This is a genomic window from Actinosynnema pretiosum (assembly GCF_002354875.1).
Classification (GTDB): Bacteria; Actinomycetota; Actinomycetes; order Mycobacteriales; family Pseudonocardiaceae; genus Actinosynnema; species Actinosynnema auranticum.
Map to the genome: position 1 here is coordinate 6,762,491 of NZ_CP023445.1, position 15,961 is coordinate 6,778,451.

14 protein-coding genes are annotated in these 15,961 nt (G+C 73.7%); 6 read left to right on the plus strand and 8 right to left on the minus strand.

Annotated features, from left to right (window positions below; all coding sequences use genetic code 11):
• Window positions 1–17: 17 nt before the first annotated feature.
• A complete protein-coding gene (locus tag CNX65_RS28780) occupies window positions 18–767 on the minus strand; it encodes a serine protease (protein ID WP_096496550.1) in 750 nt (249 codons plus the stop codon).
• A 167-nt stretch (window positions 768–934) separates the two neighbouring features.
• Here CNX65_RS28780 and CNX65_RS28785 point away from each other — a divergent pair, with 167 nt between their 5' ends.
• Window positions 935–1,549 (plus strand): LysE family translocator, encoded by a 615-nt coding sequence (locus tag CNX65_RS28785; RefSeq protein ID WP_096496551.1) that lies wholly within the window; start codon window positions 935–937, stop codon window positions 1,547–1,549.
• Between the two features lie 19 nt (window positions 1,550–1,568).
• Here CNX65_RS28785 and CNX65_RS28790 read toward each other — a convergent pair whose 3' ends face one another.
• The 3 genes from CNX65_RS28790 to CNX65_RS28800 all read right to left on the minus strand — a co-directional run bounded on the left by CNX65_RS28790 (window position 1,569) and on the right by CNX65_RS28800 (window position 4,339).
• Window positions 1,569–2,312: a serine protease gene (locus tag CNX65_RS28790; protein ID WP_232520047.1), complete on the minus strand. Its 744-nt coding sequence runs from the start codon at window positions 2,310–2,312 to the stop codon at window positions 1,569–1,571.
• Window positions 2,313–2,395: 83 nt separating this feature from the next.
• Window positions 2,396–3,136 carry a S1 family peptidase gene (locus CNX65_RS28795; protein ID WP_096496552.1) on the minus strand — a complete coding sequence of 247 codons (741 nt, stop codon included), beginning with the start codon at window positions 3,134–3,136 and terminating at the stop codon, window positions 2,396–2,398.
• Window positions 3,137–3,304: 168 nt separating this feature from the next.
• Entirely contained in the window at window positions 3,305–4,339 is a 1,035-nt protein-coding gene (locus CNX65_RS28800) for a M48 family metalloprotease (protein ID WP_096496553.1), read from the minus strand.
• 68 nt (window positions 4,340–4,407) lie between these two features.
• On the opposite strand from CNX65_RS28800, the gene CNX65_RS28805 reads away from it, so the two are divergent.
• On the plus strand, window positions 4,408–5,349 hold the full coding sequence (locus CNX65_RS28805) for an alpha/beta hydrolase (protein WP_232520048.1): 942 nt from the start codon (window positions 4,408–4,410) through the stop codon (window positions 5,347–5,349).
• Window positions 5,350–5,378: 29 nt separating this feature from the next.
• Window positions 5,379–6,011 carry a CatB-related O-acetyltransferase gene (locus tag CNX65_RS28810; protein WP_096498051.1) on the plus strand — a complete coding sequence of 211 codons (633 nt, stop codon included), beginning with the start codon at window positions 5,379–5,381 and terminating at the stop codon, window positions 6,009–6,011.
• Between the two features lie 58 nt (window positions 6,012–6,069).
• On the opposite strand, the gene lon is transcribed toward CNX65_RS28810, so the two are convergent.
• On the minus strand, window positions 6,070–8,433 hold the full coding sequence (lon, locus tag CNX65_RS28815) for an endopeptidase La (protein ID WP_096496554.1): 2,364 nt from the start codon (window positions 8,431–8,433) through the stop codon (window positions 6,070–6,072).
• Window positions 8,434–8,604: 171 nt separating this feature from the next.
• Between lon and CNX65_RS28820 the strand changes: the two genes are divergently transcribed.
• Window positions 8,605–9,405: an SAM-dependent methyltransferase gene (locus tag CNX65_RS28820; protein ID WP_096496555.1), complete on the plus strand. Its 801-nt coding sequence runs from the start codon at window positions 8,605–8,607 to the stop codon at window positions 9,403–9,405.
• A 74-nt stretch (window positions 9,406–9,479) separates the two neighbouring features.
• On the opposite strand, the gene CNX65_RS28825 is transcribed toward CNX65_RS28820, so the two are convergent.
• Complete coding sequence (locus CNX65_RS28825; RefSeq protein WP_096498052.1) at window positions 9,480–11,414, minus strand: patatin-like phospholipase domain-containing protein; 1,935 nt, start codon at window positions 11,412–11,414, stop codon at window positions 9,480–9,482.
• Between the two features lie 171 nt (window positions 11,415–11,585).
• Window positions 11,586–12,383 (minus strand): polysaccharide deacetylase family protein, encoded by a 798-nt coding sequence (locus CNX65_RS28830; RefSeq protein ID WP_096496556.1) that lies wholly within the window; start codon window positions 12,381–12,383, stop codon window positions 11,586–11,588.
• A gap of 132 nt (window positions 12,384–12,515) precedes the next feature.
• Here CNX65_RS28830 and CNX65_RS28835 point away from each other — a divergent pair, with 132 nt between their 5' ends.
• Window positions 12,516–13,043, plus strand: coding sequence for a YbhB/YbcL family Raf kinase inhibitor-like protein (locus CNX65_RS28835; protein ID WP_096496557.1), 528 nt, complete (start codon window positions 12,516–12,518; stop codon window positions 13,041–13,043).
• 41 nt (window positions 13,044–13,084) lie between these two features.
• Window positions 13,085–14,464 (plus strand): mycothione reductase, encoded by a 1,380-nt coding sequence (locus CNX65_RS28840; protein WP_096496558.1) that lies wholly within the window; start codon window positions 13,085–13,087, stop codon window positions 14,462–14,464.
• A 65-nt stretch (window positions 14,465–14,529) separates the two neighbouring features.
• Here CNX65_RS28840 and CNX65_RS28845 read toward each other — a convergent pair whose 3' ends face one another.
• Window positions 14,530–15,888, minus strand: coding sequence for an MFS transporter (locus tag CNX65_RS28845; protein WP_096496559.1), 1,359 nt, complete (start codon window positions 15,886–15,888; stop codon window positions 14,530–14,532).
• Window positions 15,889–15,961 lie beyond the last annotated feature (73 nt).

The window sequence follows — 15,961 nt, forward strand, 5'->3', positions numbered from 1 at the left end:
CGTCGCGGCGCGCGGGGTCAGAGCCGGTCGCGGTAGTGGCCGAGCCGGGTGTAGGCGCCGGGCTGGCCCGCGCGGGCGCAGCCCCGGCCGTAGGAGACGACGCCGACGAGCAGGCCGTCGGAGACCAGCGGGCCGCCGGAGTCGCCCGTGCAGGCGTCCCTGCCGCCGTCCGGGAAGCCCGCGCACAGCATCGCGTCGGCGCGGTAGCCGGCGAGCGCGGCGGCGCAGTCGTGGTCCGCGCGGATCGGCACGTCGACCTGGCGCAGCACCGAGGACACCGGGCCGCTCTCGGCGGTGCGGCCCCAGCCGTAGGCGGTGGCGGTGCGGCCCGCGACGGCGTCGCCGACCCGGACGGGCTCGAACGCGACCGGGCCGTCGAGCTGGAGCACGGCCAGGTCGTCGCCGCGCCCCACGTCGGTGAACGCCGGGTGCCGCCAGATCCCGGAGACGCCGACCCGCACCCCGCCTCTCGTGCGCAGGTCGTGCCGGTCGAGCACGACGGTGAGCTGCCGGGGCGCGCGGTCGCGGGGGCCGAGCAGGCCGCGCTCCTGGGTGCAGTGGGCGGCGGTCACGACCCGGTCGGGGGCGATGAGGGCGCCGCCGCAGAAGTGGGAGCCGCGCGCGTCGAGCAGGGCGGCCACCCAGGGCGCGCGCCCGGCGACGGAGCCGCCGACGACGGCGAGCGCGGCGGGCGCGGCGACGAGCTGGGAGGCGAGCTGGACCGCGACCAGGGCGAGGGCGGCGACTAAGCGGGAGCTGATGCGCATGGAGCACCTCTTTACGACGGGTAGCCGAGTGGCGACTCACCGTAGCCGCACCACAAAGATCACATCAAGTCAGGATATTTTCCTGTTAAGATGCCGTAGTTCCGAAAAATCCACGGTCTGTGTCCTGCGTCACCGCTGTCTGTCCGGACCATAGGGGGGTACTTCCGTTGCAGTTCGACCTGACCACGCTGCCCGCGTTCCTGATCGCCTGCGCGGTCGTGGTGCTCACCCCCGGCGTGGACTCCTTCCTCCTGCTGCGCACCTCGATGCGCTCGGGCACCCGCGCCGGCCTGCTGGCCCTGGCGGGCATCCACACCGCCGCAGCCATCCAGGTCGCGGTCGTGATCTCGGGCCTCGGCGTGGTGATCGCCGGCTTCCCGCCCGCGCTGACCGCGCTGCGCTGGATCGGCGCGGCCTACCTGCTGTACCTGGCGCTGTCGATCACCCGCGACCTGGTGCGCAACCGGGGCCGGGCGCCCGAGGAGGGCGAGGTCGTCGCGGACCGGCCGTTCCGGCGCGGCTTCCTGACCAACATCACCAACCCGAAGATGCTGCTGTTCTCCCTGGCGTTCCTGCCGCAGTTCATCGGCTCCGGCGACCCCACCCCGCAGCTCGCGATGCTCGCGGCGGTGTTCCTGGCGCTGGCCGCCGCGTGGGAGGGCACGATCGTGCTGGCCGCGTCGGCGGTCGGCGGGCGGCTGCGCAAGCCGGGCGTGACCACCGCGCTGGACGTGGTGTGCGCGGCGGTCTTCGCCACCATGTCGGTCGGCCTGGTCCTCTGACCGGGCCGCGCCGCGACCGTCAGGTGTAGGCGCCCACGCGGGTGTACACGCCGGGGTACTCGGGCCGGGCGCAGCCGACGCCCCAGGACACCAGCCCGGCGAGCCTGCCCGCGATGACGAACGGCCCGCCCGAGTCGCCCTGGCAGGCGTCCTTGCCGCCGTTCGGCAGCCCGGCGCAGAACATCGACGACGACTGGTAGTGGCCAGGGTAGGCGGCGGAGCACACCTCGTTGGTCTGGAGCGGCACGGACACCTTCCGCAGCACCGGCGAGGTGGTCCCGCTCTCCGAGGTGCGGCCCCAGCCGAACGCGGTGCCGGTGATGCCCGCCCGGTACAGCCCCGTCTCGGACGGCTTGGCGAGCGCGATCGCCTCGTACGGCATCGGCGTGGACGTCAGCAGGTAGGCGATGTCCGCGCCGGTGGTCGCCGAGCGGTAGGCGGGGTGGACGTACACACCGGACACCGGGTGGATCGTGCCACCGGGCTTGGTCACGTCCAGCCTGCCCGCCACCACCAGCACGTCGCCGCCGATCAGCCCGCTGACGCAGTGCGCGGCGGTCATCACCTGGTACCGGCTGATGATCGCGCCGCCGCAGAACTGCCTGCCGTCGGGGTCGACCAGCGCCACCACCCACGGGTAGGGGTTCGGGGCGTCCACGACCACGCCGCCGACGATCCTCGGGTCGGCCCCGGCGGGCGGCGCCACCGCCACGCCGGTGAGCAGCAGTGCCAGCGCCATCGCCACGCGCATCAGAGTCCGCATACCGGCCAACCAAACCCGGCCGCCGCGACCGCACAACTCGGGCACACGGTCGGGTGATCGGGTGTGGTCGGCCGGCGCGGCGCTCAGCCCTTGAGCTGCTGGTCGATCAGCGCCCGGTAGGCGGTGATCCGCGAGTACACGCCGGGCTGGCCGGGCCGCGCGCAGCCCTCGCCCCACGAGGTGACGCCGACCAGCGCGCCGTTCGCGACCAGCGGGCCGCCGGAGTCGCCCTGGCAGGTGTCGATGCCCCCGCGCGGGTAGCCCGCGCAGACCATGGCCGCCGGGTCGAACCGGCTGTAGTCGGCGGCGCACTCCTGGTCGGACATGACCGGCACGTTCGCGCCCAGCAGCACCTGGGAGGCGGCGCCGATCTCGGCGGTGCGGCCCCAGCCGAGGACCTTCGCCACCGTCCCCGGAGCCGGGTCGGCGGACGCGAGCGGCAGCACCCGGTTCGCGACCGGCCTGACCAGGGTGAGCACGGCGACGTCGCTGCCCTGCTCGGCCGACGAGTAGAACGGGTGCTTCCAGATCCGGGCCACCCGCAGCGTCTCACCCGCCTGGGTGCGCTTGTCCTCGCGCCCCGCGACGACGACGAGCCGCTCCGGGGCGGTGCCCGCGACGCAGTGCGCGGCGGTGACCACCTTGGTCGGCGCGACGAGCGTGCCGCCGCAGAACTGGCTCCCGGTCGTGCCCGCCAGGAACACCACCCACGGGTGCTCGGCGATGGACGCGCGCGTCCCGCCGACGACTCTCGGTTCCGCCGCGGTCGCGACGCCCCCTCCGCACAGCACCGCGAGAACGCTGAGAAAAACGGCAAGCCTCATCGCCCCTCCTACGCCTAGTGGGGAGCGCCCGAGTCCGAGCACCCGCGAGGAGGTTAGCCCTGAAAGAGCAGGTCGATGCGCCGAAAGGAGCACACGACCTGGTCGGCCCAGCCGCGCGACCCGGCTGTCGCAGCGGCGGGCCCGCCGGGTCGCGCCGCGTGCTGTCGATCAGTTCCCGGAGGGTGAACCGAAGCCGGAGAAGCGCCCCCTGACCTTGCCCGCCGCGTCCGCCACGACCCCGCCGAGGTCGTTGACGACCTTCATCAGCGGGTCCTCGGACTCGGCGGCGTCGGACTTGTAGGAGCGGGCCGCCTCCTTGAGGTCCTCGGTGAACGTGCTGGACGCGTGGTCGTCCTCGCGGCGCCGGTAGTCGCCCGACAGGATGGCCCGGTACTCCTCGCTCGCGGCCCAGCGCTGGAGCTCGGCGGCGCGCACCACGGCCATCGGGTGGGTCAGCGGCCAGGTGCGGATCAGCTTGAGGACGCTGTCGCGCACGTCCTCGACCTGCTCGTACTCCTTGGCCTGCTTGAGGAACTCGGCGGTGTCGACCTGGGTGAGGTCCATGCCGCCCGCGAGGGCGACGTGCACGCGCAGCGCGGCGGCCGGGTCCTGGGCGCACAGCAGGCCCGCGCGGTCGCAGCTCAGCTCGGTCTTGCGGTACCACTCGTGCAGGGCGGCGATGACGGCGCGGACCGCCCAGTAGCCCGCGGGCATCCAGCCGAGGCTGTGCTGGAGCTGCATCAGCCGCATGAGGATCGTCTGGTAGAGCGCGTGGCCGGAGAGCACGTGGCCCATCTCGTGGCCGATGGCGAAGCGCAGGCCGTCGTGGTCGAGCAGGTCGACCAGGCCGGTGGTGAGCACGATGAACGGCTTGTCGATGCCCAGGGCCATCGCGTTCGGCTGCGGGTTGCGGGTGATGAACAGCTCGGGGACCGGGTCGAGGTCGAGCGTGGCCGCGGTCTCGTTCCGCAGCCGGTCGAGGGCCGGGTACTGCTTCGGGCCCACCCGGATGGAGGTCGCCAGGTAGCCGAGGCGCTCGCCGCGCTCGGTGAAGGCGCCCGCGACGGACTTGAGGACCGGACCGATGCCGGGGACCGCGCGCAGGACCGCCAGCGCGCCCCGGTCGACCGGGTGCTCGTAGGCACGGGGGCTGATACCGGGGAACCGAACCCTGGAGGTCGACCGCTCGATCTCTTCGCTCATCCTCCCAGCGTGCCACGCCCCATTTCCCCCTACTCCCCGTTCGGGGGAATCACGGGCACACTGACGGGGTGGAACCGGATGTGCTGGGCGACGGGTTCGAGGTCAGGACGCTGCCGCTGGGCTCGGAGGCGAGCGCGGCGCTGGTGCGCAGGCGCGCCGACGGGGCGGCCGAGCGCGGGGCCGTGCTGTACGTGCACGGGTTCGCGGACTACTTCTTCCAGCGGCACGTGGCCGAGCACTTCGCGGCGCTCGGGTACGACTTCTACGCGCTGGACCTGCGCGCCTACGGGCGGTCGCTGAGGCCGGGCGAGGTGGCGAACCACGTCGAGGACCTGTCGACGCACTTCGAGGAGCTCGACGCCGCCGTGCGGGTGGTGCGCGAGGAGGACGGGCACCGGGGGCTGGTGGTGGTCGGGCACTCCACGGGCGGGCTGACCACCAGCCTGTGGGCGCACGAGCGGCGCCTGGACGGCGCGCTGGACGCGCTGGTGCTCAACAGCCCGTGGCTGGACCTGGCCGAGCCGTGGGTGGTGCGCACGGTCGGCACGGCGGTGGTGCGCGGGGTGGGGCGCCTCGCGCCGAAGCTGGTGCTCAAGCCGGGCCTGGGGCCGGTGTACGGGCAGAGCATCCACCGGGACCACCACGGCGAGTGGGAGTTCGACACCGCGTGGAAGCCGATCGAGGCGTTCCCGGTCACGGCCGGGTGGTTGCGGGCGGTGCGGGTCGGGCACGCGCGGCTGCACCGGGGGCTGGACGTGCGGGTCCCGGTGCTGGTGCTGCACTCGGCGCGCAGCCACCTGAAGGCGAGGCGGTGGTCGGCGGAGGCCATGACGGCGGACGCGGTGCTGGACGTGGGGCACATGCGCCGGTGGGCCCCGAGGATCGGCCGGGACGTGTCGCTCGTCCAGGTGGAAGGGGGGATGCACGACCTGTTCCTGTCGGCCGCCCCGGTGCGCGAGAGGGCACTGGCCGAGGTGGACGCGTTCCTGGAACGTAAGGTCGAGCGGTGACCGTTCCCGACCCGAACCAGCTGCACCCGATGGCCGATCACCCGAGGGTGGTGCTGCTCAAGCCACTGGTCGACGCACCGAACATCGAGGTGGGCGACTACACGTACTACGACGACCCCGAGCGCGCGACCGAGTTCCAGACCCGCAACGTGCTGTACTCCTACGGCCCGGAACGCCTGGTCATCGGCAAGTACTGCGCTCTGGGCACGGGCACGACGTTCATCATGGCGGGCGCGAACCACCTCACGAGGGGCCCGTCCACGTTCCCGTTCACGATCTTCGGCGGTGCCTGGGCGGAGAAGACCGCCGACATCATGGCCGCCGCCCCCAGCAAGGGGGACACGGTCGTGGGCAACGACGTGTGGTTCGGCTGCGGCGCCACCGTCATGCCGGGCGTGACCATCGGTGACGGCGCGATCATCGCGACCGGCGCCGTGGTGACCTCGGACGTCGCCCCGTACACCGTCGTCGGGGGCAACCCGGCGCAGGCCGTGCGGCAGCGCTACCCCGACGACAAGATCGAACTGCTGCTGCGCGCGGCGTGGTGGGACTGGCCCGTCGAGCTGGTCACCGAGCACGTGCGCGAGATCATGGCGGGCAAGGTCAAGCAGCTCGCCGAGATCGCGGAGGAGAACGGGCTGCTGGGGCCCAAACCGCGCTAGCGGCAGGACAGCTTCCCACCGGGGGCCGGGTTCCGATCGGAACCCGGCCCCCGTCGGCTCAGGCGGCGGTGGTGGCCGCCGCGGCCTCGGGCTCCAGCGCCAGCGCCAGGACCTCGCGCACGTCCCCGACCAGGTGCACGGTCAGCGCGTCCCGCACGTCCTGCGGGACCTCCTCCAGGTCCGGCCCGTTGCGCGCGGGCAGCAGCACGGTCGTGATGCCCGCCCGGTGCGCGGCGAGCAGCTTCTGCTTCACCCCTCCGATGGGCAGCACCCGTCCGGTGAGGGACACCTCGCCGGTCATCGCCACGTCCGAGCGCACCGGGCGGCCCGACAGCAGCGACGCGAGCGCCGACACCATCGTGACGCCCGCCGACGGCCCGTCCTTGGGCACCGCGCCCGCCGGGACGTGGACGTGCACGCCGCGCCCGTCCAGGGTCGCGGCCCGCTCGTCGTGCGCCCGCAGGTAGGACAGGGCGATCTGCGCGGACTCCTTCATCACCTCGCCGAGCTGCCCGGTGAGCACCACGCCGGACGCCCCGGTGCCGGGTTCGGCGAGCGCGGCCTCCACGAACAGCACGTCGCCGCCCGCCCCGGTCACCGCCAGTCCCGTGGCCACGCCGGGGACGGCGGTGCGCTCGGCGGACTCGGGGGTGAACTTCGGCGACTTCAGGTAGCCCTCCAGGTCGCCGCCGTCCACGGTGACGGGCAGCTCGGCCCGGTCCAGCGCGACCCCGGCGGTCACCTTGCGCAGCACCCGCGCGAGCGAGCGCTCCAGCTGCCGCACCCCGGCCTCGCGGGTGTACTCGCCCGCGAGCCTGCGCAGCGCGGCCCCGGTGACCTCCACGTCGCCCGGCTCCAGCCCGGCCCGCTCGACCTGCCTCGGGAGCAGGTGGTCGCGGGCGATGGTGACCTTCTCGTCCTCGGTGTAGCCGTCGAGCCGCACCAGCTCCATGCGGTCGAGCAGCGGGCCGGGGATGGACTCCAGCACGTTCGCCGTGGCCAGGAACACCACGTCGGACAGGTCCAGCTCGACCTCCAGGTAGTGGTCCCGGAAGGTGTGGTTCTGCGCCGGGTCCAGCACCTCCAGCAGCGCGGCGGTCGGGTCGCCCCGGTGGTCGGCGCCGACCTTGTCGATCTCGTCGAGCAGCACCACCGGGTTCATCGAGCCCGCCTCGGAGATGGCGCGGGCGATGCGGCCGGGCAGCGCGCCGACGTAGGTGCGCCGGTGGCCCCGGATCTCCGCCTCGTCGCGCACGCCGCCGAGCGCGACGCGGACGAACTTGCGGCCCATGGCCCGCGCGACGGACTCGCCGAGCGAGGTCTTGCCGACGCCGGGCGGCCCGACGAGGGCGAGCACCGCGCCGCCGCCGCGCCCGCCGACCAGGCCCATGCCCCGGTCCGCGCGCCTGCGCCGCACCGCCAGGTACTCGGTGATGCGCTCCTTCACGTCGTCCAGGCCCGCGTGGTCGGCGTCGAGCACGGCCCGCGCGCCCGCGATGTCGTAGGAGTCCTCGGTGCGCTCGCCCCACGGCAGGTCGAGCACGGTGTCGAGCCAGGTGCGGATCCAGCCGACCTCGGGGGACTGCTCGGAGGTGCGCTCCAGCTTGTCGACCTCGCGCAGCGCCGCCTCCCGCACCTTCTCCGGCAGCTCGGCGGCCTCCACGCGGGCCCGGTAGTCCTGCTCCTCGGTGGCGGGCTTGCCGTCCAGCTCGGCCAGCTCCTTGCGGATGGCGGCGAGCTGCTGGCGCAGCAGGAACTCCCGCTGCTGCTTCTCCACGCCCTCCTTGACGTCCTTGGCGATGGTCTCGGCGACGTCCAGCTCGGCCAGGTGCGCCCGGCCCCACTCCAGCAGCCGCTCCAGGCGGTCGCCGACGTCGCCGGTCTCCAGCAGCCACACCTTCTGGTCGTTCTCCAGGTACGGCGCGTACCCGGCCAGGTCCGCGAGCGCGGAGGGGCCGTCGACCTGGCGGACGGAGTCCACGACCTGCCAGGCGCCGCGCTGCTGGAGGATCGTGGTCACCACCGCGCGGTAGTCGCGGGCCAGGGAGTGCGCGCGCTCGTCCGGCGGCGGCTCCTCGACGACGGTGGCCTCCACCCACAGCGCGGCGCCGGGCCCGGTGGTGCCGGTGCCGATGCGCACCCGCTCCGTCGCGCGCAGCACGGCGGCCCGCTCGCCGCCCGCGAGCCTGCCGACCTGCTCGACGGTGGCCAGCGCGCCGACCTTCGCGTAGCGGCCGTCCAGGCGGGGAACCAGGAGCACCCGCGCGCCGTTCACCCCTCCGGCGGCCGAGGTGGCCGCCTCGACGGCGGCCCGCGCCTCGGCGCCCGCGTCCGAACCGGTCAGGCGCACCGGGACGACCATGCCCGGCAGCACGACGGTGTCGTCGAGGGGCAGGACCGGGAGCGCCAACGTGTCACCCATGCGAAGCCTCCAGAGTTGAGTCTGACAGGCTCAACCGAGTTGAGTCCCCGGTTGTTTCCGAGTTCTGTTCGCCCAGAGCGAGACCGAGGAGTTCCGCGCGCGGGGCTTGTGCGCGGCGACCGGGGTTCGACACGATCGGCGGTTCCACCCGGTCAAGAGGAGAAGGCTTTTATGGAGCAGGCGAGCTGGGTCCCCGCGTCGGTGGACCTGGACCGACCGAGCACGGCCCGGATGTACGACTACTACCTGGGCGGGTCGCACAACTTCGCCGTGGACCGGGAAGCGGCCAAGGCCGTGGAGCACGTCTTCCCCGGCATGTCCGGGGCGGCGCGCTCGCTGCGGACGTTCCTGCGGCGCTCGGTGCGCTACCTGCTGGACCAGGGCATCGACCAGTTCCTGGACCTGGGCTCGGGCATCCCGACCGTGGGCAACGTGCACGAGATCGCCCAGGCCGCCAACCCGGCGGCGCGCGTGGTCTACGTGGACATCGAGCCCGTCGCGGTCGCGCACAGCACCGCGATCCTGTCGGCGAACCCGCTGGCCACCGCCATCCAGGCGGACCTGCGCGACCCGGCGTCCGTGCTGGAGAACGAGGACGTGCGGCGGCTGCTGGACTTCGACCGGCCGATCGGCGTGCTGATGGTCGCGGTGCTGCACTTCGTGCCGGACGCCGACGACCCGCACGGCGCGATCGCCCGGTACCGGGACGCGCTGGTCCCCGGCAGCTTCCTGGCGATCTCGCACGCGACCGTGGAGGGCGTGCAGGTCGACGCCGAGCAGGACACCGCGCGGGTGCAGGACGTGTACAAGCGCACCGAGAGCCCGCTGATCTTCCGCGACCGGGCCGAGGTGACCAAGCTGTTCGACGGGTTCGAGGTGGTCGAGCCGGGCGTGGTGCCGCTGTCGGAGTGGCGGCGCGACTCGGACGACGCCTACACCAGCGCGTACGTGGGCGTGGGCCGCAAGGTCTGACCCGGCGCGGTCGCGGCGGGGCGCCCTGGGCACCGGGCGCCCCGCCCGATCACGTCACCCGCCCAGGGACCCGTTCACTCGGCCGGGTTGAGCCGCAGGTCCGGGTTCACCGGCGGCGCCCCGTCGAACGGGCCGGGCACCAGGCCGCCGAGCTGGTCCAGGGTCAACCGCACGTCGGCCGCGAACGGGTCGGTCCCGGCGGGCGGGTCCGCGAACCAGGACTTCAGCTCCTCCGGCACCGGGTAGCCGTCCGCCAGCTCCCGGTACTGCTCGCCGCGCTCGCGCGCCTGCCTGGCCAGCTCCTGGTACTCGCGCATGGCGATCCGCATCCGGATCCACCGGTACCGCGCGGTCCGCTCGCCGCCCTCCTGGGTGAACCTGGTGCGCAGCAGCTCCCCCGCGACCCGGCCGCGCTCGGCCAGCGCCCGGATCGTCTCCGGCCGCATGAACAGGTTCGTGCCGCCCTCGCCGCCGCGCAGCCGCACGTGCGCGATCCGCCCGCGGAAGCCCGGCAGCGCCGACTGCATCGCGTCCCGCCAGCCGAGCGCGGTGTCCAGGACCGCCTGCGCGAACCCGACCGCGCCGGTGACCGCCCGCCACGGCCTGCCCTCCTGCGAGGCGTCCTGCTCGGGCAGCCACACGTCCGGCGCGTCCGGCGCCGGGTAGCCCTGCAGGGTGAGCCCGAACGTGGGCCAGCGGGGCAGCAGGGTGTCGAAGAAGTGGATGGGGAAGTTGCTGGTGATGCCGCCGTCCGAGAACCAGTGCACCCTCGGCTCGGGGTCGGCGCGCACCAGCGGCACCGCCGAGATCAGGCCGGGCATCGGCGTGCTCATCCGCACCGCGAGCGCCACCGGCAGGTCGGCGGGCAGCACGCGCAGCGCGGTCGCCGGGTGCAGCGGGCAGCGCGCGTCGTCCGCGCCCTCGTCGCCGAGCAGGTCGACCACCCGCGCGGGCAGCACCGCCGCCAGGCAGTCGGCGCAGAACAGCCAGCGGTCGTCCGAGGTGAACGGCAGCCTGCACGGGCGGCCCTCGGAGACGTCGGTGCTCATCAGCACCAGGTTCGTGGTCAGGTCGGAGAAGCGCAGCCCGCGCACGCCCGCGAGGTGGTCGAGGGAGTCGGCGAGCCAGTCGCTCAGCGGCGGGACACCGGTGGACTTCGGCATCCCGCAGCGGCGGTCCCACCAGCTCGACCGGTAGCCGCCGGTGCCGGGCACGAGCCCGAAGCCGATGGACGCGGCCCGCTCGCGCACGAACCTGCGCACCCCGCCCGCGTAGATCAGGACGACCGCGCTGGCCAGCCCGAAGCCGAGCACCAGCCACACCACGCCCGCGGTGGCGGCCGACGCCAGCACCGCCCAGTCCGCGCGCAGCCGGGGGACGATCGGGTAGAGCGGGACGGCCGCCAGCAGCAGCAGGCCGATCCGGGCGGGCAGCGGCCCGCGCCCGCTGGGCAGCGCCTTCGCCGCCACCCACGGCACCGCGAGCACGGCCACCACCACGATCGCCGCCAGCCCCCAGGTCGGGAAGCCGGGCCAGGCGACCGCGCCGAACCACAGCACCGGCCCGGCCAGCCAGACCAGCAGCGCCGCGGCGAGCGCGGCCTTGGCCCGCAGGCCGATCGCGCCCAGCAGCGCGAACACCAGGGAGACCGCCGCGCTGCGCCCGGTGGTCTCCCGGCTCTGCATGGTCGCGGTGACCAGCCGGTAGAGCTTGCGGGTGGCCCTGGTCGGCTGGAACAGCTGGGCGAGCCGCTGCTGCCCGGCCGCGAACCAGGAGACCGTGTCGGCGAGCCGGTCGAACCCGCCGCTGTCCCGCCCGCGCTCGGCCGCCGCCGCGAACGAGGCCCCGATCGCCCCGGCCGAGGCCCCGCCGAGCGAGCGGAACCGGTAGTGCTTGGACAGCTCGACCACGGCCAGCGGGTAGACGATCCCGCTCGTGGCCCCGCCGCGCATGGTGAGGTCGCAGCACCTGTCGAAGTCCTCGTCGTCCCCGTCGTCGCCTGCCGCCATCACCGGATGGTCCCGCGCGGTGCGGGGTGCGCCGCTAGGGCTGATCCGGGGAAGGCGCGCGGGTGGAGCAGTCGTGCGCCCCACCCGCCGACGCCGTCCGGTCAGCGCCGTCCGCTCAGTGCCGTCCGGTCAGCGCCACCCGCTCAGCGCCGCTCGCTCAGTGCCGCTCGCTCAGTGCCGCTCGCTCGGCGGCGCGAGGAAGTCGTCCAGCAGCACCGGGGTCATCCCGTCCGCCTTCGCGCGCTCGCAGAACGCGGTGAAGTCGGCCACGAAGCTGTCCCGGAAGTGCATGAGCACGATGTCGCCGCCGCGCAGCCTGTCCCCCACCTGGAACTGCACCACGCCGTCGTTGACCGCCGCCGTCCACAGCACCACCGCCCGCATCCCGCACGAGGCGGCGGCGCGGCGGGTGTTCAGGTCGTAGTTGCCGAACGGCGGGCGGAACAGGGTCGGCCTGGTCCCGAGCGCCGCCCCGAGGTGGTCGGCGTTGCCGCAGATCTCCGCGCGCTGCGCCTCGTACCCCATGCCGCGCAGGTTCGGGTGGTCCGTGGTGTGGGCGTGCACGTGCGCGCCCGCGCCCCGGAGCGCGTTGAAGTACGCCGGGTCCGGCTGCACGTGCGTGGTGTTGAGGAACAGCGACGGCTCGATGCCGGAGTCGCGGATGAGCTGGAGCGCCTTGGGGTGCCGGACGGCCCCGTCGTCGATGGTCAGGAACACGTAGGGCTTGTCGGTCTCGATGCTGCTGACCACCGGCGCCAGGTCGCCCTCCTGCGGCGGGGCCTCCTTCTGGGCCGTGCCGTACCGGTAGGGCTGCTGGAACAGCTTCGGCGGCGGCGGGGGTGGGGTGGTGGTCGTGGAGGTGGTCGTCGTGCTCGGCGGCACGGGCGCCGCCTCGGGGGCTTCGGGAGCAGGCGAGCAGGCCGCCAGCAGTCCCAGGGCAGCCGTCATCGCTACTGCCAACGCGCGCATGGAGTGGATCCCCCCGGAGGATTGCTTTTCCTCCGGATGAGACGCGGGCGCCGCCATCCGGGTTGCACGGCGATCGCGAACCGCCGGGGATAGGGTCGGGCCCGACAGCCAAGATCACCAGCGGAGGACCCGATGAGCCTCGACCGACCCGTCGCGCCGGACCCGTACTCGCTGCTCCCGACCGCTCCCGCGTTCCAGGTCACCTCGACCGACGTGGCCGACGGGCAGCCCCTGCCGCAGGCGCAGGTGTTCGAGGGCGGCAACACCTCGCCGCAGCTGTCCTGGAGCGGGTTCCCCGAGGGGACGAAGAGCTTCGTGGTGACCTGCTTCGACCCGGACGCCCCCACCCCGTCCGGCTTCTGGCACTGGGTCGCGGTGAACCTGCCGGTCTCGACCACCTCGCTGGACACCGGCGCGGGCGCGGACGACGACTCGCTGCCCGGCGGCGCGTTCCACGTGCGCAGCGACTACGGCACGCGCGCGTTCGGCGGCGCGGCCCCGCCCAAGGGCGACCGCCCGCACCGCTACTTCTTCGTGGTGCACGCGGTCGACGTCGAGGCGCTGGACGTGGACGGCGACGCCTCGCCCGCCGCGGTGAGCTTCAACCTGGCGTTCCACACCCTGGCGCGGGCGATCATCACGCCGACCTACCAGCACTGAGCGGCGGGAACATCCGCCAGGACGAGAGGGTTGAGCAGGGCGTGAGGCACTTCGACCTGGTTGTCATCGGCACCGGCTCCGGCAACTCCATCGTGGACGAGGCGTTCGCCGCCTGGGACGTCGCGATCGTGGAGAAGGGCGTGTTCGGCGGGACCTGCCTGAACGTGGGCTGCATCCCGACGAAGATGTTCGTGCACACGGCCGACCTCGCGGCGGGTCCGGCGAGCGCGGCCCGCTTCGGCGTGGACGCCTCGCTCGACGGCGTGCGCTGGACCGACGTGCGCGACCGGATCTTCGGGCGCATCGACCCGATCGCCGAGGGCGGGAGGCGGTGGCGCGAGAGCGGCAGCGCGAACACCACCGTGTACAGCGGGACGGCCCGGTTCACCGGCCCCAAGACGCTCGACACCGGCGCAGGCGAGACCATCACCGCCGACCGGTTCGTGATCGCGGCGGGCTCGCGCCCGGTCGTGCCGGACGTGCCGGGCCTGGTCGAGACCGGCTTCCACACCAGCGACACGGTGATGCGGCTGGACCGGCTGCCCCGGCGGATGGTGATCCTGGGCAGCGGGTTCGTGGCCACCGAGTTCGCGCACGTGTTCTCGTCGTTCGGCGTGGAGGTCACCCTGGTGGCCCGCTCCGGCGCGCTGCTGCGGGCCGAGGACGACGCGGTGTCGGCCCGGTTCACCGAGCTCGCCTCGGCCAAGTGGGACGTGCGGCTCGACCGGCGCGCGGTGCGGGCCGAGCGGGTCGACGGGGTGGCGCGGCTGCACCTGGAGGGTCCGGACGGGCCCGAGGTCGTGGAGGCCGAGGAGCTGCTGGTCGCGGTCGGCCGTCAGCCGAACGCGGACCTGCTGGACGTCGCGGCGACCGGGGTGGCCCTCAACGACAAGGGCAGGGTCGCGGTCGACGAGTTCCAGCGCACCTCGGTGGAGGGGATCTACGCGCTGGGCGACATCAGCTCGGACTACCAGCTCAAGCACGTGGCCAACCACGAGGCGAAGGTGGTGCGGCACAACCTGCTGAACCCGGACGCGCCGATCGCCTCGGACCACCGGTTCGTGCCGTCGGCGGTGTTCTCGTCGCCGCAGATCGCCTCGGTCGGGCTGACCGAGCGGGACGCGGTGGCGAAGGGCGTGTCGTACGTCAGCGTCGAGCAGCCGTACGCGTCGATCGCCTACGGCTGGGCGATGGAGGACACCACCGGTTTCGTGAAGCTGCTGGCCGACCCGGTGACCGGGCAGCTGCTGGGCGCGCACGTGATCGGGCCGCAGGCGCCGACCGTGGTGCAGCCGCTGATCCAGGCGATGAGCTTCGGCCTGGACGCGCGGTCGATGGCCAAGGGGCAGTACTGGATCCACCCAGGGATGCCGGAGGTCGTGGAGAACGCGCTGCTCGCGCTGCCGCTCAAGGACGCTTAGGACTCGCGCGGCACGGCGGGAGGCCCGGACCACGTCGGTCCGGGCCTCCCGCTGTTCCGGGGGTGTCAGATGGTGCGCGGCCGTCCGGCGATCACGCCCAGGGCGATGAGCGCGACGAGGATGCCCGCGAGGACGTACATGGACACCGTCCACGCGCCGGTCACGTCGCGCAGCACGCCGAACGCGAACGGTCCGGCGGCCGAGATCAGGTAGCCGATGCTCTGCGCCATCGCGGACAGCTTCGCGGTGTCGGCGGCGGTGGCGGTGCGCAGCGAGATGATCACCAGGGCCAGCGGGAACACGCACATGCCGGTGCCGATCAGCACCACCCACAGGCCGGGCGCGGCGACCGGCGCGATGGCCAGGCCCAGGATGCCCGCGATGGACAGCGAGCCGAGCAGCACGACCAGCCAGGACTGCGAGCCCCAGCGGGTGGCCAGCGGCGGCACGACGAGGCTGACCGGGACGCCGAGCACCATGGTGATCGCCAGCAGCATCCCGGCGGTGGTCCGGTCGACGCCGGAGTCGGCCATGATCTGCGGCAGCCAGCCCATGACGGTGTAGGCGAGCAGCGACTGGAGCCCGAAGAAGACGGTGATCACCCAGGCCAGCGGGCTGCGCAGCACGGAGGTGCGGCGCTGCTGGACGGGGTGGGCGCCACGGGCGGGCGCGGCGCCGGAGGCGGCGGGGACTGCGACAGCGGGGGCCGCGCCGTGGCGGGCGCTCGCGGACCACACCAGCAGGGCGGCGGTCGACAGCAGCGCCCAGGTGGCGGCGGCGAGCTGCCAGGAGCCGAGCGCGGTCTCCAGGGTCGGGGTGAGGGCGGCGCCCACGGCGGCCCCGGCGGCGAGCGCGGCGGTGTAGACGCCGGTCAGGAACCCGACCTTGTCCGGGAACGACTCCTTCACCACGACCGGGATCAGCACGTTGCACACCGCGATGCCCGCGCAGGCGGTGAACGTGCCGCCGAGCAGCACGGCAGGGCCGTCCAGGACCCGCAGGACCAGGCCGAGGGTGAGCACGACCAGCGACGCGCCGACCGCGCGGGCCATGCCGAAGCGACGGCCCAGCCACGGGGCGGCGAACGCGGCGACGCCGAAGCAGACGGTGGGCACGGCGGTCAGCAGGCTGGTCCACGCGGTGGTGGCGCCGAGGGAGGCGCGGACGTCGCCGAGCACGGAGGCCAGGCTCGTGACGGCGGGGCGCAGGTTCGCGGCGGCGAGCGCGACGCCGACCGCGAGGAGGGTGCTGCCGACCAGCGCGGCGCCCCGGTTTGGCCGCGGTGCGGGGGCGGGTTCGGCCGGGGGCGCGGTGGCGGGTGCGGCAGTCGTCGGATCAGCGGTGGTCTGATCAGCGGCTCCGGTGACCGGATGTGTTCCCACCGTCGCGTCGTCACCCGGATCGGTGGCAATGTGGACGGACACGGGAATTCGGTCTGGCGGGATTTGCTGGATCGACACTCGGTTACTATCGCAGACATAGGATGTTTGGATGAAA

What these genes read in the sequence shown, in the direction of transcription:
- CNX65_RS28810 (WP_096498051.1), top strand. Translation starts at nt 5,379, where the DNA reads ATGGCCGATCACCCGAGGGTGGTGCTGCTCAAGCCACTGGTCGACGCA.
- CNX65_RS28820 (WP_096496555.1), top strand. Translation starts at nt 8,605, where the DNA reads ATGGAGCAGGCGAGCTGGGTCCCCGCGTCGGTGGACCTGGACCGACCG.
- lon (WP_096496554.1), bottom strand. Translation starts at nt 8,433, where the DNA reads ATGGGTGACACGTTGGCGCTCCCGGTCCTGCCCCTCGACGACACCGTC.
- CNX65_RS28780 (WP_096496550.1), bottom strand. Translation starts at nt 767, where the DNA reads ATGCGCATCAGCTCCCGCTTAGTCGCCGCCCTCGCCCTGGTCGCGGTC.
- CNX65_RS28835 (WP_096496557.1), top strand. Translation starts at nt 12,516, where the DNA reads ATGAGCCTCGACCGACCCGTCGCGCCGGACCCGTACTCGCTGCTCCCG.
- CNX65_RS28790 (WP_232520047.1), bottom strand. Translation starts at nt 2,312, where the DNA reads ATGCGGACTCTGATGCGCGTGGCGATGGCGCTGGCACTGCTGCTCACC.
- CNX65_RS28825 (WP_096498052.1), bottom strand. Translation starts at nt 11,414, where the DNA reads ATGGCGGCAGGCGACGACGGGGACGACGAGGACTTCGACAGGTGCTGC.
- CNX65_RS28830 (WP_096496556.1), bottom strand. Translation starts at nt 12,383, where the DNA reads ATGCGCGCGTTGGCAGTAGCGATGACGGCTGCCCTGGGACTGCTGGCG.
- CNX65_RS28800 (WP_096496553.1), bottom strand. Translation starts at nt 4,339, where the DNA reads ATGAGCGAAGAGATCGAGCGGTCGACCTCCAGGGTTCGGTTCCCCGGT.
- CNX65_RS28795 (WP_096496552.1), bottom strand. Translation starts at nt 3,136, where the DNA reads ATGAGGCTTGCCGTTTTTCTCAGCGTTCTCGCGGTGCTGTGCGGAGGG.